At 48.1% G+C, this 20,199-nt stretch carries 16 protein-coding genes; 7 read left to right on the forward strand and 9 right to left on the reverse strand.

The window, feature by feature from the left end:
* Positions 1-192 (forward strand): hypothetical protein (locus KB186_RS15500; protein WP_232773933.1); only part of this gene is annotated, 192 nt, incomplete at its 5' end.
* Positions 193-401: 209 nt separating this feature from the next.
* Here the strand turns inward: KB186_RS15500 and hemH are convergent.
* The 5 genes from hemH to KB186_RS15525 all read right to left on the reverse strand — a co-directional run bounded on the left by hemH (position 402) and on the right by KB186_RS15525 (position 6,956).
* A complete protein-coding gene (gene hemH, locus KB186_RS15505) occupies positions 402-1,337 on the reverse strand; it encodes a ferrochelatase (protein WP_221866888.1) in 936 nt (311 codons plus the stop codon).
* A 110-nt stretch (positions 1,338-1,447) separates the two neighbouring features.
* Positions 1,448-2,851, reverse strand: coding sequence for a M20 family metallopeptidase (locus KB186_RS15510; protein ID WP_221866887.1), 1,404 nt, complete (start codon positions 2,849-2,851; stop codon positions 1,448-1,450).
* A gap of 62 nt (positions 2,852-2,913) precedes the next feature.
* Positions 2,914-4,173, reverse strand: a complete 1,260-nt coding sequence (locus KB186_RS15515) for an amidohydrolase (protein WP_232773934.1) — start codon at positions 4,171-4,173, stop codon at positions 2,914-2,916.
* A 750-nt stretch (positions 4,174-4,923) separates the two neighbouring features.
* On the reverse strand, positions 4,924-6,228 hold the full coding sequence (locus tag KB186_RS15520; RefSeq protein ID WP_232773935.1) for a hypothetical protein: 1,305 nt from the start codon (positions 6,226-6,228) through the stop codon (positions 4,924-4,926).
* Between the two features lie 164 nt (positions 6,229-6,392).
* The gene (locus tag KB186_RS15525) at positions 6,393-6,956 is read right to left on the reverse strand and encodes a hypothetical protein (protein WP_232773936.1); all 564 of its coding nucleotides are present in this window, start codon (positions 6,954-6,956) and stop codon (positions 6,393-6,395) included.
* Positions 6,957-7,179: 223 nt separating this feature from the next.
* Here KB186_RS15525 and KB186_RS15530 point away from each other — a divergent pair, with 223 nt between their 5' ends.
* A complete protein-coding gene (locus KB186_RS15530) occupies positions 7,180-8,811 on the forward strand; it encodes a peptide ABC transporter substrate-binding protein (protein ID WP_173610510.1) in 1,632 nt (543 codons plus the stop codon).
* Positions 8,812-9,167: 356 nt separating this feature from the next.
* Here the strand turns inward: KB186_RS15530 and KB186_RS15535 are convergent, their stop codons facing one another.
* The 3 genes from KB186_RS15535 to KB186_RS15545 form a co-directional block, all read right to left on the reverse strand.
* Positions 9,168-10,553: an L-cystine transporter gene (locus KB186_RS15535; protein ID WP_232773937.1), complete on the reverse strand. Its 1,386-nt coding sequence runs from the start codon at positions 10,551-10,553 to the stop codon at positions 9,168-9,170.
* Between the two features lie 693 nt (positions 10,554-11,246).
* Positions 11,247-11,495: a hypothetical protein gene (locus tag KB186_RS15540; protein WP_056490663.1), complete on the reverse strand. Its 249-nt coding sequence runs from the start codon at positions 11,493-11,495 to the stop codon at positions 11,247-11,249.
* A gap of 108 nt (positions 11,496-11,603) precedes the next feature.
* Entirely contained in the window at positions 11,604-12,401 is a 798-nt protein-coding gene (locus tag KB186_RS15545; RefSeq protein ID WP_232773938.1) for a carbon-nitrogen hydrolase family protein, read from the reverse strand.
* Positions 12,402-12,570: 169 nt separating this feature from the next.
* Between KB186_RS15545 and KB186_RS15550 the strand changes: the two genes are divergently transcribed.
* From KB186_RS15550 to KB186_RS15570, 5 genes are all read left to right on the forward strand, one after another.
* Positions 12,571-14,034, forward strand: a complete 1,464-nt coding sequence (locus KB186_RS15550) for a sensor histidine kinase (protein ID WP_232773939.1) — start codon at positions 12,571-12,573, stop codon at positions 14,032-14,034.
* Between the two features lie 15 nt (positions 14,035-14,049).
* A complete protein-coding gene (locus KB186_RS15555; protein ID WP_173610514.1) occupies positions 14,050-14,745 on the forward strand; it encodes a response regulator transcription factor in 696 nt (231 codons plus the stop codon).
* Between the two features lie 231 nt (positions 14,746-14,976).
* On the forward strand, positions 14,977-16,446 hold the full coding sequence (locus KB186_RS15560; RefSeq protein ID WP_232773940.1) for an S-layer homology domain-containing protein: 1,470 nt from the start codon (positions 14,977-14,979) through the stop codon (positions 16,444-16,446).
* A 139-nt stretch (positions 16,447-16,585) separates the two neighbouring features.
* Complete coding sequence (locus tag KB186_RS15565; RefSeq protein ID WP_221866901.1) at positions 16,586-17,251, forward strand: ankyrin repeat domain-containing protein; 666 nt, start codon at positions 16,586-16,588, stop codon at positions 17,249-17,251.
* A gap of 181 nt (positions 17,252-17,432) precedes the next feature.
* Entirely contained in the window at positions 17,433-19,142 is a 1,710-nt protein-coding gene (locus KB186_RS15570) for a hypothetical protein (protein WP_221866880.1), read from the forward strand.
* Positions 19,143-19,369: 227 nt separating this feature from the next.
* Here the strand turns inward: KB186_RS15570 and speD are convergent, their stop codons facing one another.
* Complete coding sequence (gene speD / locus KB186_RS15575) at positions 19,370-20,179, reverse strand: adenosylmethionine decarboxylase (protein ID WP_173610517.1); 810 nt, start codon at positions 20,177-20,179, stop codon at positions 19,370-19,372.
* Positions 20,180-20,199: the final 20 nt, after the last annotated feature.

The raw sequence follows: 20,199 nt of genomic DNA on the forward strand, positions 1-20,199 counted from the left end.
GCTGGCAAATCATTTAATGATAGACTCATTAACGCTTTCGCTGTTCAGTTTTCAAAGAGCATTTTCACTAGCACTTCAAAAGCGCTAGATTCACAATATACCATGTATCATTACTTAAAATCAACAGGTAATAATTGGTGTGTTTCATTTTGTTCCGCTCTTTTTGGAAGGCGGATTTTTAATATAACATGAGCGGTTCGTTTGATCAAATGCAATATTTGGTAATTAGTTATAGAAGAAGGCTACATCATAAGAGAAGCAGGAGATGCCTCCGTCTGACTACAGATAAAACAGAGACTGGAAGCCCGTCTTAATAGCAAAGGGATGCCCCACGAGTCTCCAACTTTATTTTCTCCGTCAATAGATTTTCACGCTACAACTATTAAAGAAGAGAAAGAATATCAACTCTTCCTCTCTTCGGACCGCTCCATTCTCTCACGAATCATCTCCACGAGAGCGTCCATATAGTCAGCCGAATCATTCAGAAATTCAGTGGAGACAAACTCCAGCCCGCAAGCTTCTGCTTTCACCCGGCAATGGATTCTGCAATCGAAAATCGCCTCTACATTTTCGGTCAAAGACAGCAAGTCACAGACAACGACTGCCTTGCCGCCTGACTCGGGCACTTTTTCAATCATTGCATGCACATCCGGTCCTAACCATTTCTGCGGGGCCGGGCCTGCGCTTCGGTAAGCGAGTTGCCACTTCTTGCAATCAGCTCGCATGGCGACCTCTTCAGCCAATTCTTTAAAAGCTTGGATGAACTCGTTGTTCACTTCTGGCACCCCCGGTTGACTGTGGGCTGTAAACAACACAGTCGCTTCGGAACGGTTCTCCACGGAGAGCCATTGCAGTGCCGTTCGTAGACGAAGACTGATCGCTTCTGCAATCCCCGGATAGCGGTGCCAATGATTGATTTCCACAACCGGAATGTTTGCACCGCTAGCTTCGAGCGCTTTTCGGACACTTTGATAATAGGCTGCTGTTCCCGTTCTCGAATACAAGGGGGACGTCGGAAACGCGTACAACTCAGTAACACCGTCTGCGACCATTTGTTGAACCGTCTCGTGCACAAAAGGAGACGTATGCTTCGTAGCTTGATAGACTTTGATTCGCTCGCCGCCTTCAGTTTGATTCAACCGCCGCTCCAAGGCCAGCGCTTGCCGAGCTGTTACCGAGCCAAGCGGATCTGCAACGCCAATTGATTGAAAGCGTGTCTTGGCAGCCTTCAACGTATCCGACGAAGGAACTTTGCCGTGAAACAGATGGGTATAAAAAGGCAGTACATCATCGATTGATTGCAGTGAGGCGTAAGACAACATGAGCAGGGCTTTCATCTGATTTTCGCAGCTCCTTTTGGCTATTTTACATGAAGTCCTTGCTCTTGAACAAAAAAGACGACCTCTGATCGCTCGGAAGTCGTCGGTGTGTTATTTCCGTGTGTCTCTTATTTTTTTACAGAAGGCATAACACCCTCTGGAATCGGGCACTCATACGTTTGACCGCCCAGACGCTGTTTCAGCTCAGCTTTTGCCTGTTCAATCAGCTCTGGGTTTTTCAGCATGTCAATAGCTGTGGAAGCCATGACTTTCCCCGCATGCAGCATCCCTTTATGTGCCATGGATGTCGCCCCGAGGGACACCCATTGCCAGGAGTGCAGGGTGGAGCCGTTTATATAGCACGCAGTTGTGCATTGCGCAGTTGGCGTAATCCAGCTCACATCCCCTACATCTGTGGAGCCGTTCAGCGGGATTTTTGATCCGTCGTATGGATTGAGCCATGTCACCATGTCTGGTGCAGGCATGTCCGGTGACTGTTTTTCCGAAGTAGCGAGTTCCTGCTTGGACAGCGTCGCACGCATTTCTTTTGCCAATTGCAGTTCCGCTTCATCATGCACAGGGACGCCAAGCTCCTTGAAGTTTTTGTACATGACCTCTTCGAGCAGCTTGTTTTGCACCAGATTTGAGCACGCTTTGTCGAATACGATCTCTACCTTTGTTTCGGTCATGAGCGCAGCGCCTTGGGCAATTTTGCATACGCGTTCGTAAATCTCCTGTACTTGATCAACCTTTGGCGCACGTATGAGGTACAGTACCTCTGCTTTTGGTTGAACCACATTTGGCGACAAGCCGCCGGCGTTCGTGATGGCATAATGCACACGCGCTTCCGGGATGATGTGCTCGCGCAAGTAGTTCACGCCGACGTTCATCAATTCCACCGCATCCAATGCGCTTCGACCGAGATGTGGACTTGCTGCCGCATGGGCGCTTTTTCCTCTAAACTTGAAGTAAATTTGATAGTTCGCAAGTGAATCGATGGACATGATACTGTTATACCCCATTGGGTGCCAGCAAAGTGCGAAGTCCACGTCGTCAAACAATCCTGCTCGCGCCATGAACGCTTTCCCGGAGCCGCCTTCTTCACCTGGGCAGCCGTAATAACGAACTGTCCCTGTCATGTTGTTCTCTTCCATGTACTCTTTCACGGCAACGGCTGCCGCAAGAGAAGCGGTACCGAGCAAGTTATGTCCGCAGCCATGGCCGTTTGCCCCCGCTACGAGAGGCTCTTCCGTAGTTTGACCTTTTTTCTGGCTCATGCCCGACAGTGCATCGAACTCGCCCAAGATCGCCACGACGGGATTACCGCTGCCAAAGCTTCCGATGAAAGCTGTTTTGATCCCACCTACACCGCGTTCAACCTTGAAACCCTCTCCTTCGAGTGTTTGAGCCAGCAGTTCAGCCGATTGGTACTCTTCAAAACGCGTCTCCGCAAAGTCCCAAATCTGGTCGCTCACCTTGATGAAGGCATCTCGTTTTTTCTCAATCATTACTGCAATTCGCTCGGTATGCATTCGCAAACATCCTCCTCTGACCTCGTTGTCCACATGCTTTTTCGCTCAGGTAGGAACGTTTTTTACGTCAGCAATCGTCTGGCAATTCGGTTCAAAAGCGCTACGCTGCGTGGCAAAATCTCTTCTTGTATATCGAACTTCGGATGGTGGTGAGGCGCCGGGATATCCGTACCGATTGCCATATACGTTCCTTTTCCGCCACGATCCTGAACGCGTTTAATCATAAAGCTGGCATCTTCACTGCCCATCGAGTTGTACTCGCCGTGCTTAAAGGAATGGAAGCCTTCTACTTGCCGTGCTTCTTCCAGTGCCAGTTCTGCCATCTCCACATCGTAGCTGATCGGGATTGCTCCCCCGACGACTTCGATCTTGTAATCGAGCTCATGCATAGCGGCACTATGCGCGATGATGTTGCGTACACGGTTTTCTACTTCTTCATTTACTTCTTCGGTAATGGAGCGAGTCTCTACAACCATCTTGGCATAGGCCGGAATGATGTTCGCTGCTGTTCCGCCTTCTAAAACACCCACATTGATTCTCGTATCACCCGTGCTGAAGCGGGGAATCGCATGAATGTTCAACAGGGCAGTAGCCGCTCCGAGCAATGCATTTTTCCCTTGCTCTGGCGACGCACCAGCATGAGAAGAAACACCGTAGAAATGCGCCATCATTTTCGTGGTAGCCAAAAATCCATAGGAACCGCCGTGTACCTCACCCAGCGGTACATTGACACCCAAATGGTTGCAGAAAATATAATCAACATCGTCCAAATGACCTTTCTCCACGATTGCGTATGCACCGCGAACACCTTCTTCGGCTGGTTGAAAGATCAGTTTGAGTGTACCGGAAAAATCTCCTGCTGCAAGCGCTTCTGCCAGTCCCAAGCCAATCGTGGTATGACCGTCGTGAGCGCAGGCATGCATGTTGCCTTCATAGTGGGAGCGGAAGCCATTCGCTTGTGGAAAATGGTCTTGCTCCCTACTTTCCAATACAGGCAGTGCATCCATGTCAAAACGGAAAGCAACCGTTGGTCCAGGTGCCTTCCCTTTCTTTACACCGATCACTGCTGTATAGCCACCGCGCATTTTTTCAGCGATCGCCGGGTTTGCACCGTCACGCAAAGCTCTTTCATACGTTTCCTGGAGAACCGCCTCGGAGGGCAAGCCCCGACGGGAATCTCCATCGATTGCTTCTTGTCCGTATATGACCTCATAGCCGAGGGACGTCAAAATCTCTACTACCTTGGAAGCGGTACGGAACTCCGTAAACCCCACCTCTGGATGTCTATGAAAATCTCTTCGCAACGAAACCAGATCCAACATCGTTCAATTCCTCCTGTTAACTCTGGAGCATGTCTTTTTCCATGCCCAGGTCCGATAGGCAAGCTGTAGAAATATGAGAAGACTGGCGAATGTAAACCCTTACAATATACGAATATTAAAAGACAATTTCGCTTAATTGAATTATATAGTTGGCTCGTTCTTTTTTCAATAGGAGTTGTTAGACTTATTGAAAAATAGAAAAATTTCGTCTCGTTGTTGTGGAGGGGAGGAAACAGGAGAAAACGCTCAGATTCTAGGGCCACCCGCTGGGGGATTGACTGCCCGACTCCATGCAAAAAGCGAAACCGCGTCCAAAGTGGTCCAATCAGGATGTGTTTCAGAGGTGGACGCTTAAGAGCGTGTTTCGCTTTTGGCATTGCGTCTCGGTCGGTGTCCCTAAGCTCTTCGCTTATTTCTCCTGTTTCCTCTACGAGCTTTCCATGTTTAAACGAGCTTTTAAAGATTTATATGAATGAAGAAATATCATCAGTTACGACAGAGAAGAATATTTCCAGACGTAGCGACTTGTGGAGTCCTACCGAGCGGAGAAGGGATTCGCGGGCAAAAGAAACGCAACCGTGCCCATACGACGTAGCGGCTACCACTTTTGCGTTTCCCCGCGAATCCCTTCGGAGCGGACAGTCATAACCCCCCAGCAGAACGGAGCCTGGAGCCTAGTCTGGAAATGTTCTTCTCTCCACTGCAGCCCCATGACATGAAAAAACACCCGAAACCTCTCGTCGGGTGCTTTCATTTCTTTAACTGATAAAGCTTCTTCGGACGCCCACGCACAGCCTGCTGCTCTTCCCCGCTGAACTCGGCCAAATCCACTTCGCACAAGCTGCCCATGATCCGCTGGGCATTTCGTACCGTCATCGACAGTTGCGAAGCGATATCCGTCGTCGAAAACGACTTCCAGCCCATACGCTGAACCAGCGCACGCAGCTTGTGATACGATTTGACACTTACATTGGCCCGGTTTAGCTTCTCCAACAACTCGCGATCACTGGAGCGGAACGAATAGGCGAGCTCCTCTGTTTCTCCCACCGATTCCATCATGACGCCATTATCCTGTACGACGACAATGCCCGCCCCCGGTCGTTCTTTTGCATGCTGGATTGCTTTTCGCGCATTGTTTTCCGCAGAAAAAGCTGTATCCCCAAAGCCCACACCTACTGCAACCGGAACCTCTGCCTCCAAAGAGAGCTGTTCCACTGTTTGTCGGAGCATTTCAATTTCTCGTTGTATCGCACCACGCGAACTGAAAATCTGGTAGCGTCCGTTGCCATTTGCCAACAGGGAGCCGTCCAGCCGATCGCAGAGCGCAAGCAAAATTTGTCTGATCTTCAGCTCCAGATGCTGCAAGTAAAAGCGCGTGCTGGCCCGCTCAGGAATTTTGTCAAACTGTTCCAGCTCAATGATTTCTACCCCGATTTGTGTGTCCTTGAAATAGGAGCTTTTCACCTTTTCAATGACGATTTTCATCGCCTGACGAATCTCCATTTTCGTCATCAGGACACGATAGACAGGAATACCTTCCTCGCGCAGCGCATGTTCAACCACAGAAAACGTAGTGAATGCTCCTTGTGTCTTGCCTTCACGCCACAGCGATATATGAAACTGCGTGATCGCATCGAGGTCAAAATGCTCGTCGTACGTAGTAACGTAAATCTCCTCGTCCGGTATGTCCAGCTCCGACATCGACTCTCGCAAATGTGTCCCCTCCGACTCAATCATATCGATGGAAACACGGTTCACGGCTGTATTTTGGTCAATCGACATCTGAATGAAGCAGCGATACAAATTCGAACCGTTCGGCGGGCAATAGACGATATTGGCATCCGGGGTGAGCACGTTTTTGGCGATGGTAAACGGAACCGGCCCTGAGAAAAACCATCCGTTTAACTCTGGATGATGCTCCCGGACGATTTTGCTCACTTCACGTACGTCTTCATAACGAAAGGGGACAAATTCGATTTCATGCTCAAATTCATTGGCGACCGCCAGTATCCGCTCCACCGAAGGAAGCGGTCCTACAACACCGATTCTATACATAAGGGCGTTATCTCCTACCTGTTCTTGATCGACACCTTTTCCTCATTCATATCATGTACGCTTCTCTTTGTCCATCGAATGCCAAATGCGTTACTGAACGAAAAAAAGAACTGATGGCAATATACCCCTTAACCATCAGTTCGAACTTTATTTGAATAGGACTACTAGCGATTCAAGTTTTTAATGTACATGCCAGCAGCCACTTGTCCCTCGTAAACCCATCCTGGCGGAACAGGTGAATATTTGCTTACTAATAATACGGTTCCATAAGGAGCTCCAACGACATTCATGATGGTCTTGCTATCATAATTTTCTCGCGATACAACCCATCCAGTTGGAATGGGGGAGAACTTGGTCACATTGAACTCCGTACGATAAGATGCTCCTATTACATATTTGATCACTCGACCAGCTACTTCATCTCTTAAAACTACCCATCCCGCTGGAACGGGAGAATATTTGCTAACTCGTAATTCCTCACCATAGGGAGCACCTGCTGTATTTTTAATGAGCTTGGAGCCTAGATCTTCACGGATGACGACCCAACCTGCCGGGACAGGAGCAGATTTTCGAATCCATTCCTCATCTGAGCTCCATCTGGCAGAAACGAAAGATTGTTCTTTCTGCTCGCCAACACTAGTTGATGTGTTTGCGGCTTGAATCGGAGACGTTAGCACTGCAGAAAATACGGCTACACTTAATGCTGAAAAAACCATTTTCTTGAACATAGTGATTCCCACCTCTCCTATCATTAATATCTACCAAAATATACCATAAATTTAAAAACGAGTAAATTTTTAAGAAAAATCAATTAACTCCCTATCAGTATTCCTATCAATCAATAATCTAAGTAAATATTTTTTATCGAGAAACTAAAAAAATTTCTTTGCTATCGAAACCCTCAGCAAATATTCTGAATATACGTTTTCTATCATTTTAAGGGGGGTATTTATGAAAAAGGGACTGGCAATTGCAACCTGTCTTACCTTGCTTTTCGGGGTACTAGCGGGGTGCTCGAACTCTTCCGCACCTGCTGAACCCACTGGCTCCACTACACCTGCAGAAGCGACAAAAACAGAGCCGATGGTGTTAAAATGGAGCATTAACAGCGAGCCTCCTTCGATGGACCCTGGGATCGCCGTCGACGCGGATTCGTTTGACATGATTTACGCTGCCTTTGAGGGTTTGACCAGCTATGACCTGAATGGACAACTCGTCAATGCTACGGCTGAGAGCTTCACCAACTCGCCGGATTACATGAACTACACCTTCAAAATTCGCAAGGACGCCAAATGGAGCAACGGAGATCCTGTCACCGCCCATGATTTCGTCTATGCGATCAAGCGCAATCTCGATCCGAAAACAGCGTCCGAGTACGCCTATCAGCTTTACTACATTAAAGGAGGAGAGGAGTACAATACGGGGAAAGGCAAAGCAGAGGATGTAGGCGTCAAAGCTGTAGATGACTACACCGTCGAATTTAACCTAAAGGCCCCGACTCCGTTTTTCCGTGAACTAACCTTCTTCCCGACCCTCTTCCCGTTGCATCAAAAAACGCTGGAAGGAAACCCGAAATGGGCGAATGAAGCGAAAACCATCGTGGGAAATGGTCCCTTCATCATGGACACGTGGGAGCACAAAAGCAGAATCGTCTTTACGAAAAACCCGAACTACTGGGACAAAGACAACGTCAAGCTCGACCGGATTGAAATCGCTATGATCGAGGACAACAATACAGCGTTCTCGATGTTCGAAAATGGCGACATCGACTGGGGCGGCTATCCTGCCTCAACTCTTCCGACCGACGCAATCCCTACACTCAAAGATGCTGGCAAGCTGATGGTCGCGGATAATCCGGGCACGCAATCCGTTGTTTTTAATACAAACAAACCACCTTTCAATAACAAAAAAATTCGCCAAGCCTTCGCGTATGCCATCAACCGTCAGGAAATCATCGACAATATTTTGCAGACGGGTGTTCCAGCCGCCTATGGTTGGGTACCGACTTCCATGGGATTAAAGCCAGACGGCTACTTTAAAGAAGATCAGGCGAAAGCAAAAGCATTACTGGAAGAAGGTATGAAGGAGCTCGGACTCTCGACCTTCCCGACTGTTACCTACACCTTTGACACAAATGATACCAACAAAAAACTGGCAGAAGCCCTGCAAGATCAGTGGAAAAAGGCACTCGGTGTCAACGTGAAGCTGTACACGGCGGAGCTGAAGGTGTACCGGGACATGAGATCGCAAGCGAACTTTGACATGATCCGCTTCCAATGGGGCGCAGACTTCAATGACCCGATCAACTTCCTGGAGATGTTCCGTGATAAAACGGGCGGAAACAACCACCCGGATTGGGAAAATGCCAAGTTTAAAGAGCTGATCGATAAGAGTTACAACGAGCCTGATCTGGACGCGCGCAAAAAAATTCTGCTCGAAGCTGAGACGATTCTTATGGAAGAAATGCCGCTGGCTCCAATCAACTTCCGTGGAAGCCCTTATGTGAAAAACGACAAGGTGAAGGATTTCATCATCTTCCCGCTGGGCGGCGCTTACTTTAAGTACACCTCGGTTAATCCGTAGGGAATGAAAACATCTTTGGTTTGTGCGAACATAGTGGTGGGGAAGAGAAAAACGGGCTTCCTCCGTTCGTGGCACGCCAACAAGGAAGCGGAGATGTCCGTCTCCACTCCAAAAAGCGGTACGTCGACCAAAAGCCACCCGATGGGCGGAAGCTTCTCAGCGAAGAGGTTGGTCGAAAAGCGTGTACCACTTTTTTCCGTTCCGACTGGGTAGGCCCGCCAAGGCCTCCAGTCGCTCCGTTTTTCTCTTCCTCTCCGTAGCCTTTGTATACACGAGTTAGTTTCTTGAAACCACATAAATCAAAACAAAACAGGCTGTACCTGTCGCAAGAGACGGTACAGCCTGTTTTATTACAATTACACAGTCAGCGTTTTTTGGTCGGTTCCGTGGTAAGCATTGGTATCCAGCTCTTTTGTCACTCTGCTCGTCAAGAGACCGGACGTCATGCTGCCGCTTACGTTTAGTGCTGTGCGGCCCATGTCAATCAACGGCTCAACGGAGATGAGCAGACCGACAATGGCAATTGGCAAATTCATCGTGGACAAGACGAGCAGTGCTGCAAAGGTCGCCCCGCCACCTACGCCTGCAACCCCGAAGGAGCTGAGTGCCACAACTGCGATCAGTGTCAGGATGAACGATGGTGTCAACGGATCAATTCCTGCGACAGGTGCTACCATGACAGCCAACATGGCTGGATACGTACCGGCGCAGCCGTTTTGTCCGATGGAGAGTCCAAAGGAGCCTGCGAAGTTGGCAATTCCCTCAGGAACCCCCATGCTTTGCTGCGTTTTTACATTCAGTGGCAACGCGCCCGCGCTCGTACGCGAAGTGAAGGCGAACGTCAGGACAGGGAATGCTTTTTTCACATAGGTGATTGGATTCAATCCCGCAAACGTCAACAGCAGCAAATGAACGATAAACATGATGATCAGCGCCACATACGATGCGACAACGAACTTGCCCAGCTGCCAGATGGCATTGTAATCGCTGGTAGCTGCGACTCTGATCATGATTGCCAGTACACCATATGGCGTCAGGCGCAAGATCAATGTCACGATACGCATAGTGATCGTATGGAATGCATCGACGATTTTCGCAAACAATTCAGCTTGCTCCGGATTTTTGCGCTTTACCCCTAAATATGCTACACCGATAATCGCGGAGAAAATCACAACAGCAATTGTAGAAGTCGCCCGGTCTCCAGTCAGGTCGAGGAAAGGATTGGCTGGAAGCAGTTCCAGGATTTTCGCCGGCATGCTCAAGTTCTCGATATCACCCAAGCGCTGCTCCACCTGTTCGATCCGAGCAGATTCCGCATCCCCTTGCTGGAATTGTGCCCCGTCGAGATTAAATGCCAAGGTAGCCGAAATCCCGATCGCAGCCGCGACAGCAGTCGTCCCTACCAAAAGTCCGATAATCAGCGTACTGATTTTCCCAATGTTATTGGTTAGTTTCATTTTGGTGAAAGCCGATAAAATAGAGATGAATACTAGTGGCATTACGATCATTTGAAGCAGTTTCACATAGCCTTTCCCTACTATGTTGTACCATTCGATAGTGGATTTGAGTACATCCGATTTGGCTCCGTATACGTATTGCAAAATGAGTCCAAATAAAATCCCGAGTCCGAGACCGACAAATACCCGCTTGGAAAAAGAAATATGCTTCTTTTGCATGGCATACAATCCAGCAATGAATAAGAGCAATAAAACAATGTTTACGATGATCAATAACGTCGACATATATTCCCCTCCCTTTCGTTTTATGTACCTCTCATTATTGTATTCGGTATAGATATAGTTATATTACCAACAATCCCTACTGGTCAAGTAAGAATTGTTTTTATATTATTCCAAACTGTCTTACAGAGGTACATAATGTCCGGCTGCAGTGGTGGGGAGGAAACAGAAGAAAACGCTCAGATTCTAGGGCCACCCCCTGCGGATTGACTGCACGACTCCATGCAAAAAGCGAAACCGCGTCCAAAGTGGTCTCTTTCTCGAAGTTATTTCAGAGGTGGACGTTTAAAAGCGTGTTTCGCTTTTTGCATTGCGTCTCGGTCAGCGTCCCTAAGATCTTCGCTTATTTCCCCTGTTTCCTCTGCGAGCTATCGTTTTTAATGCTTTAAAAGATGGAAGAATGCACTCTCGTTACGTCAGAGAAGAATATTTCCAGACGTAGCGACTTGTGGAGTCCTACCGAGCGGAGAAGGGATTCGCGGGCAAAAGAAACGCAACGTGCTCTCGCTACGGAGCGGCTACCACTTTTGCGTTTCCCCGCGAATCCATTCGGAGCGGGCAGTCTTAACCCTCAGCAGGACGGAGCCTGGAGCCTAGACTGGAAATATTCTGCTCTCCACTACAGCTCCGCATAAAAAACCAGGAACCGCCCATTTGGACGATCCCTGGTTCGTTAGTAATACGAAATTGTTTCGCTTATTTTAATTGCTTCACCACCAAACACCACAACCAAGTGATGACGACCGCACCAATGGCTCCGGCAATGACGTTGAAGCCGGCCCACATCCACAGCCAATCACCCAGTACCAAATCGCCCAGCCAGCTACCCAAAAGAGCAGCAATGAGCGAAGCCCACCAGCCTGATCCTGCCGCTTTTCCTGTACAGATCAAGCTCATTGCCCACCAAACGACCACACCGACGACAGCCCATACGAACCAGAACATTCGTACACACTCCCTCTCTCATGATGGTGACGCTTACATAAGGGCCAAAATAATGACTGATTATCTGTTACCATCATATTGAACAAAAGAGAAAGTGTGCATAGGCATTTAATTGGTATACAGTTCCGCTCGGCGGTTGGCTACGCTTGGCAATTTGCCCCGTACTCGCTCAATCCGACTTACATCCAGTTCTGCGATCAATAACGTTTCTTCTTCCCCTGCACTCGCTATCACGACACCCATCGGATCGACGAACATGCTGCGTCCGGCAAAAATATTTCCGACCTGGTCAGCCGCACATACGAACATTGTGTTTTCAATGGCACGCGCACGAACCAGCGTCTCCCAGTGATCCTCTTTCATCGCTCCCGCTACCCAGCCTGCTGGCACAAACAAAATATCGGCACCCTGGAGCGCAAACTGTCTCGCGATTTCCGGGAAGCGCACCTCGTAGCATACCATCAGCCCGATTTTGCCGAATTCCGTTTCCACCACTTGATACGGATTATCCCCAGGCGCGATGAAGTCCGATTCTGTGTAGGAAAAGGCATCGTATAAATGTGTCTTGCGGTACGCATGCAGCAGCTGTCCATCACGTCCTAGAAAAACAGTTGTATTGTAGGCACGATTTTCATCACCCTCGATGGATTCGAACACACCACAAACCACATAAACTCCGTGCTCCGAAGCGAGCTCTGCCAAGCCGGACACAAATGGACCATCCAGCTTTTCCGCTACCTCCGCTGGGGTTACTCCCGACTTTGGCGTGGCAGGTGTGCTGTACATTTCAGGCAAGATGACAAAATCTGCCCCTGCTGCCTTTGCTTTGGCAATGTAATCGGCTGCTTTTTGCAAATTTTGCGTCTTATCCATCGTCGCTGTCAGTTGTGCAATGGCTACTTTCACGAATATCCCCGTCCTTCCCATTCATACAAAGCTCTCGTTTTCTTACTTGCTAGTATAACTGATTTTGACAGAGTTCCAAGTAAATCTGCTTTACCAACTGGACGTCTTGTATATAATGGACTTGTCATCTTGCGTATAAATTTTCACCCTATTGAAAGCAGGTGAGTCCATGTCCATCCGTATCAAGCTGCTGCTCTCTTACACAGGGATGCTAGTCATCAGCTTGCTGACGTTTTTTGTAGCCGCCAGCCTGTTTACGATTGCGGCGACAGGCGATTTCAACAGCTTTCGCGATTTTTATAAAGTGCATTATCAGCTCAATCCGCTGACAGAACAAGAAGAGAATATTTTCCTTGAATTGAAATATCTCGCCAAGAATGAGCCGGATCAGTTGCAAAATCAGGAGCTGCTTGCCGATTACGATTTCAAGCTCAAAACGGTACGGGCCGGCCTGTATGTCCGCAGAGAGAGCAATCAAGTCTTTACCTCTCCAACCATCAATCAGCCCGAGCTAGAAAACAGCTTGCCGCCCTATGACTTGAACAACAACCAGATTCGCAACACGTTCAACATCGGCGAAAGATTTTATGCGTATGCCAAGTTTGACTTCAAGTTTTCAGATGGCGCAAAAGGCAGTGTCTTTGTGATCCGCGAACGCAGTCCATTTGGTGAGGTTATCCGCAAACTGCTGCCGATGCTCGTGTTCCTCCTCCTCGGCGTCATTGTCATCGCAAACGTCCTGTTGTACCGCTGGATTACTCGTAGCGTCGTAAAACCGCTCGATTTACTGCGCAATTCGGCTGAGAACATCAAGGAAGGCAATCTGGACTTTGAGCTCCATCTGTACACGAAAGACGAGATTGGACAACTGAACGAAGCTTTCGAAAACATGCGCAAACGATTGCAGGAATCGGTGCGACTGCGCCTTGCGGACGAAGAAAGCCGCAAAGAGTTGATTTCCAACATCTCGCATGATTTACGGACACCGATTACCAATATCAAAGGCTACATCGAGGGAATCCGTGATGGCGTAGCTGATACCCCGGAGAAAATGGACAAGTACGTCAATATCATTTACTCCAAGGCAGTAGACCTCGACTTGCTCGTCGATGAGCTGTTTCTCTACTCCAAGCTCGATCTGAAGCAAGTGCCCTTTACATTTGAACATGTAGATATCGTGCGGTTTTTGGATGACTGCATCGACGAGCTGCACTACGATTTGGAAAAGAAGGGCATCACGATTCAGTGGAATCAACGCGCAGCAGAAGGCACCCTGGTCATCGCCGATCTGGAAAAAATCAAGCGCACCGTCTTAAACATCCTTGGCAACTCACAAAAATACATGGATAAACCTGAAAAAATCATCTGCGTCTCGGTTCAAGCAGACCCTCATTGGGCCACCATTGAAATAAAAGACAACGGCACCGGTATTCCGCAGGAAGCCATTCCTCACCTGTTCGAACGATTTTATCGAGTGGAGCAATCCCGTAATTCTTCCACGGGCGGTAGTGGTCTCGGACTGTCCATCGCGCGCCAGATCGTCGAGGGTCACGGCGGCAGAATCTGGGTGGAGAGCAAGCAAGGTGTAGGTACCAGCCTGTTCTTTACGTTAAAACGTACCCACAAACAATAGGAGGTGCACATTCCCATGTCTTCACGCATCCTCATCATTGAAGATGAGACGACCATCGCTCAACTGGAGCGGGATTATTTTGAACTGAACGGCTTTCAGGTCGATTTATGCCACTCCGGCAGCGAAGGCTTGCCGCTTGCCATCAATGGCGACTACAGTTTGATCATCGTTGATTTGCAGCTTCCGGGCATGGACGGCTTCGAATTGTGCAGCCAGATCAGACAAGTCAAGGAAGTGCCAATCCTGATCGTCTCCGCCAAAAAAGAAGAGATCGATAAAATCCGCGCCTTTAATCTCGGTGCCGATGACTATATTACAAAGCCGTTTAGTCCCAGCGAATTAGTAGCCAGAGCCAAAGCCCATCTGACAAGATACGAGCGTTTGACAGCCCGACAAACTCAACCAACGAACGCAGAAATTCACATTCGCGGTCTCGTCATCGACAAAGTATCGCGGAGAGTCTATGTACGCAATCAGGAAGTTATTTTCACGACAAGAGAATTCAATCTGCTTGAATTTCTAGCGACTCACCCGAATCGGGTTTTTAATAAAAATGAGCTGTTCGAACGAATCTGGGGCATGGATTCCAGCGGAGATATCGCGACCGTTACGGTGCATATTCGCAAGCTGCGGGAAAAAATCGAAGTCGATCCATCCAATCCGCAGTACATAGAGACTGTCTGGGGTGCCGGTTACCGATTTACTGTCTAAGCGTAAACGCGAATACCATGATTATTACAAAAACCTTCAGTGAAAACGAGGACGGATTTTCCGCTCCACGTCAAAGCTGGAGGATTTTTTTTCAATAAAGGTCAGTTTATCTTTTTTTAAGAACCTTTTTAGATTCTATTAATCTCTTGTTTCTTGGCAGTTTAGGTCTCTCGACTATTCTACAAGTAGTCAAGCAACACCCATTCAACCAATCTAAAGGAGGACCAACTGATGAAAAAGTTTTCCAATAAAATCGCGATCATGATGCTCGCAACTATTATGGGCACAGCATCCCTTCCTTACGCTGCATTAAACGTACAAGCGGCTTCCACTCCCCTGAATGCACAAGAAATTCAACAAGCCGTTACTGAACTCTCCAAGCTGAAAGTTATGCAAGGCAGTAACATTCACAATCAAGTTACGCGTGCCGAGCTGGCAAAAATGGTCGCACACACCTTTGGCTTGCAAGGCGGCAAAACAGATAAATCCGTAACGTTTACGGATGTGAAAGCAAATGACTGGTTCTATAAATACGCGGTTGATCTGGTATCCCTCGATATCATGCAAGCAAAAGATGGCCAATTTGATCCACGCGGAACCGTAACAGATGCTGAATTCGTGCAAATCGTCGCAAAAGCGCTCAAACGTGATGTGAAGTCGGTTAACTACTGGGCGGAACGCTTCTTCTCCGCAGACAGCAACGTTACGCGCGGTGAAGCCGCTTATCTGTTGAATGTGGCTCGCCAGGCAATCCCTTCTGATAAAGCAACCATCACGAGCGTACAATCCTTGAACGAAATTACATTGATTGTGACTTTCGACGCTCCGTTGACAGCAGAAAACGAAGCATTTGCCAAAGCAAAAGAAGACTTTGTCTTTAGCGATGGGCTGACACTGACCAATATGCCACGTCTGAAAACAGGTTCTACCAATACCTACATCGTGCCGACCTCGGTTCAAAAGCCAGGAACCACCTACACCCTGACATACAAAGGGAAAAAGGCGGGCACATTCGCAGGTAACGCAACCAAGATCGACATGACAGAAGTGCGACAAGTAACAAACGACACGTTTGAAGTCGAGTCCCTGCGAGCAAATGGTGTCATTGATTACGGATATGTCATCTCTGCCTACAGTGGAGGGCGCGGTGCAAATGCATTGGTGCTGGATCAAAACAACAGTGCAGACGGTAAAACGTATCAAATCATTTCTTCCATGCAAGCAAGACAAGTGATCATTACACCGGAAGGGGGACAACCAATCGTAGCGAAGTACGTGCCTTTCACACAATCAACAGACGGCAAGCAAGAAATTAAATTCCGTCTCCCAGAAGGCCAAGTCCTGACTCCAGGCGTTACGTACACCATTACGTCCGACTGGGCGAATATCGCAAATCCAACCTTCGTCGCAAAAGAAATCGCTCCGCTCGAAATTAGTGAAGCCAAAGCAGTTAATGAAACTTCTATCACCGTTTCCCTCACAGAGGACCCGGGTGACGAGCTGTTCTCCGGACGCAGCGTAGAACTCACTAGTGCAGACGGAGAAAAACTGCTGGCGACGTACAAATATTCCAGCCGCAAAGGTACAACAGGCGTGTTTGACATCCAGCAAGATGGTAAACTGAAAGCAGGTACCACATACACGGTAACACCTGTCGGCGATTGGGCTGGCAAATCTTCTGCCGAGCTGACAGTCGAGTAGTCTTTGTAAGTGTTCAAAAACTGACTTTATGAACTACCTCTTTTGTGTGATGCAGGTATCCAAATCAAAAGAAAGGTGTGGGCTCGCTGTGCTGTATGCAGGTCTTTTGACCGCCGTCATTATTCTGTCAGGGTGTGAAATGAATTGGAATACCATCCTGACGAGTGGCGAGCAGCAAGCAACCCGGGCGGTGAAAGTTGAAATGGATAAGCTGAATCAAGCCTTATTGACAGCAACCAGTCAAGGAGACAAAGCAGCGATTGAGAGGCTGCTTGCAGAAGGCGCGGATATTGACGCCACCGATAGTAGGGGCCGGACCTCTGCAATGATCGCGGTCCACTCCGGTCAACTAGACGTTTTCAACTTGTTGGTTGAACGCGGAGCCAACGTCAACATCCGAGACAACAACTTAGACAATCCCTTGCTCTTCGCTAGCGCAGCAGGCCAGCTCGCATTCGTAAAAGCCTCGATAGCAGCAGGTGCCGACACTACCATTACGAACCGTTTTGGCGGAACGGCCTTGATTCCTGCGGCTGATCGTGGACATGTCGAGATCGTCAAGGAACTGCTCACCACCTCCGATGTCAACATTGATCATGTCAACAGATTGGGCTGGACCGCTCTCTTGGAAGCAGTGATTTTGGGCGATGGTGGCAAGAAGCATCAGGAAATCGTTAAGCTGCTGATCGAGCACAATGCCAATGTCAATCTCGCTGATCACGATGGTGTGACGCCTCTGGGACATGCGAAGAAGCATGGCTACAAAGAAATGATCGAAATGCTCACGCAGGCTGGTGGAAAATAAGAACATCTATAATGGAAGAAACAAAGGATAGGATCGTCAGAACTCATCTGACCCCTATCCTTTTTCTTATTTCCTAGACCAAAAGCCCCTGCAAAACTCAAAACTTTTTCCATATTCAGGCGTCAATTACTAGTGGACTATTCCATTATACCTACACCATTTTGATAGGAGCCTGTTTTACATGACCGTCAGCTCGTATACATCGATTTTGGAAACGGACAAACGCATCCGAAAAGCTTCTCCTAACCTTGAAGCTAAGGTGGAGATGTACAAGCTCTTTCTTGCTTCTACAGACGCTATTGAAATCCATATGAGTAACCTGACGCATCCTTTGACTACCATCAGAATCTATGACATCCATCGAACAAAACTTGCAGAAGCTGAATATAGTCCGAACGCCCCCATCATCCTTCCGTTTTTTCCGGAGGAAGATGGCCTTTACTACGTGCAGCTGACGATTGGACCTGATCCGGACCCGCAGCACACCTACCAACTGCATGTGGATAAGTACAAACGCCTATCGGGAATCATCCATCAATCGGAGGAATTTTCCGCAGAAAATGGTCCGTACATGATCGGACCAGAGGATGCCATCATAGCTGCTGGGACCTCCATCAGCTTTGAAGCAGGTACATCCATCAACGTACGCTGCCAAAACAAGATCGTCGTCCAAAACGGGGCTTCTATTTCTTTTCGCGGGGAACCGGACAAACCTGTCGTCGTCATCGGCGCCATAGACGATACAACCCCGCACCGTTGGAATCAGCTCGTTTTATCTCCCTTGGCTGAGGCAACCTTCCAGCACATCATTGTGCAATACGACAACGATGAAGACGGCGTGGACTTCTTGACCTCAGCGGCCCCTTTCGTGGCAATCGCCTCATCCGTTGAGGAATTCGAGTCAACGGTTGCCAAAGCGAACTATGTGGAGCGGGCCGCAGTCATATCTCCCTCTTCTCGCCTGGACTTCATCAAAACTTGGTTCCAGCAGTCCAGCCCTTATCGTTTCCATATTTTTAGCGACCTCCTGCCTGAGCTTTATTTCGGCATTGATGTCGCCACCTTTGCGCGATGGGAAACGGATACGAAGCGGATTAACGAAGAACGTGTAGAAGCTGGCGAAATCAATTACTGGGATTTTGTTAACGGCAACTTCACTGCTGATTTGATAGAAGCGACGTATCTGTTTGCCAATAATGAGAGCAGCCCGGAGCTGCGGATCCAACGATTGATTGATTTTCTGATCATCGCGCAAAAATGGAGAAGAAAACACGGGTGCTTCAGCCTGTTTGACATTCTCGATCCGTTCCATGATCACGACGAGGAGTTTTACAAAACGTTTGAACAGATGTCGTCCGCCTTCTGGCTCGCGCACAATACGTCCATTATTCACTGGGATACTCTTTCACGAGAGCTCGGCATTTGGCAAAAAGAAAGTTTCTTCGAACGGCAATTCATCAACTCTGTCATGATTCGTCTGCACTTCGCAGCTGATCTGCCGTTCTCCCTTCCCGGGTACGGAAACAACATTCCACCCGTCGGCTTTCTCGGTATTTCCATTCACTTTGGCCCGTTCCGCTATCCAGAGGACTATCCGGCTCCCGAGCCTGAATTCGACGTCAATTACGGCGAACTCTCTACAGCTAGCTATGTGAAATTTATGTTCGAATCGTTGCTCAATGGCAAAACGAATCCCGTCTACACGTGGTGGATCCCTACACAAGCGGATAAGGAGCTGTTTCGAACCTTACAGGAAAAGGGGATTTCGCTGGATTCCCCTCCGGAAGATTGGGATCGCGAATTCGTGCAACCTGCTAGAAAAACGCTGGAGGAAATTCGGGCATTCTACCTTAACCCTACTGCAAGTGAAAGGTTCACCTCCAACTGTTGAGGTCGGGAGAAGCCATGCCACAAGTCTTTCGAACAGCAGATGATTATTTCGGGGGTTAGACCTTTTTGGTAGTTATGTCTGGAAGTCTTTTGGAGGAGATATTCTTTTGTTTCATCATCTTGGGTAATCTGTAGAAAGTATTTCGATTTAAATCTTTTGAATGAACGCTCAGGGAAGCACACAAAGCTACGTGGAAAGAAGCCTCCCCAAGTAGGAAGGCTTCCTCCTTAATTCACAAAATTTTTCCCATAGTAAATCTCGTCCATCTCTATTTGCAATTGCTTCGCAATATCCTCCTGCTCCTCCGGTGTCAGCCTATCCTTCGTGTATCCAAACAAATAATTGTTCAGATCAAATTCCCTGCGTTTGCATTTGGTATGGAAAATATTATCCTGGTACACATTCACATCAATCATGTGGAACAAGTCCTTAATTTCCTCGGGAATATAATTTTGGATGGAACTGATGTCGTGATCGATAAACAGCTTGTATCCATGTATATCCCGGGTAAAACCCCGCACCTTGTAATCAATTGTCATCAGGTCTGTATCAAACGAACGAATTAAATAATTGAGTGCTTTGAGCGGAGAAATTTCGCCACAAGTCGACACGTCGATATCAGCCCGGAATGTACTGATGCCCTCTGTTGGATGGTACTCTGGGTACGTATGAACCGTAATATGGCTCTTGTCCAACTGTAGCACTACATTCTCAGGTAAAGGCCCGGGAGATTCCTCATAAGATTCATTAGGGACTTCTACGACCGGCCCCTCGGATACAAGAAAAGTGACGCTCGCGCCTTGAGGTACATAATCTTGTTGGGCGACATTCAGTACATGTGCGCCGATAATATCCGACACGTTTTTTAGGATATTCGTCAATCTCTCTGCATTGTATTGTTCATCTATGTATTCGATATACGCTTCCCGTTCCGCTTTTGTTTTGGTGTAGCAGATGTCGTACATGTTGAAGCTGAGTGACTTGGTCAAATTGTTGAAGCCATGCAGCGTAACGTTTTGTTCTGTTTTTTGTTCCAAGCGTCATTTCCCCCTGTAGT

This window comes from Brevibacillus sp. AF8 (assembly GCF_021270385.1).
Taxonomy (GTDB): Bacteria; Bacillota; Bacilli; order Brevibacillales; family Brevibacillaceae; genus Brevibacillus.

Bases quoted from the DNA above. Each gene is read 5' to 3' on its own strand.
- hemH (WP_221866888.1), bottom strand. From the start codon at position 1,337: ATGAAAGCCCTGCTCATGTTGTCTTACGCCTCACTGCAATCAATCGAT.
- KB186_RS15510 (WP_221866887.1), bottom strand. From the start codon at position 2,851: ATGCATACCGAGCGAATTGCAGTAATGATTGAGAAAAAACGAGATGCC.
- KB186_RS15515 (WP_232773934.1), bottom strand. From the start codon at position 4,173: ATGTTGGATCTGGTTTCGTTGCGAAGAGATTTTCATAGACATCCAGAG.
- KB186_RS15520 (WP_232773935.1), bottom strand. From the start codon at position 6,228: ATGTATAGAATCGGTGTTGTAGGACCGCTTCCTTCGGTGGAGCGGATA.
- KB186_RS15525 (WP_232773936.1), bottom strand. From the start codon at position 6,956: ATGTTCAAGAAAATGGTTTTTTCAGCATTAAGTGTAGCCGTATTTTCT.
- KB186_RS15530 (WP_173610510.1), top strand. From the start codon at position 7,180: ATGAAAAAGGGACTGGCAATTGCAACCTGTCTTACCTTGCTTTTCGGG.
- KB186_RS15535 (WP_232773937.1), bottom strand. From the start codon at position 10,553: ATGTCGACGTTATTGATCATCGTAAACATTGTTTTATTGCTCTTATTC.
- KB186_RS15540 (WP_056490663.1), bottom strand. From the start codon at position 11,495: ATGTTCTGGTTCGTATGGGCTGTCGTCGGTGTGGTCGTTTGGTGGGCA.
- KB186_RS15550 (WP_232773939.1), top strand. From the start codon at position 12,571: ATGTCCATCCGTATCAAGCTGCTGCTCTCTTACACAGGGATGCTAGTC.
- KB186_RS15555 (WP_173610514.1), top strand. From the start codon at position 14,050: ATGTCTTCACGCATCCTCATCATTGAAGATGAGACGACCATCGCTCAA.
- KB186_RS15560 (WP_232773940.1), top strand. From the start codon at position 14,977: ATGAAAAAGTTTTCCAATAAAATCGCGATCATGATGCTCGCAACTATT.
- KB186_RS15565 (WP_221866901.1), top strand. From the start codon at position 16,586: ATGAATTGGAATACCATCCTGACGAGTGGCGAGCAGCAAGCAACCCGG.
- KB186_RS15570 (WP_221866880.1), top strand. From the start codon at position 17,433: ATGACCGTCAGCTCGTATACATCGATTTTGGAAACGGACAAACGCATC.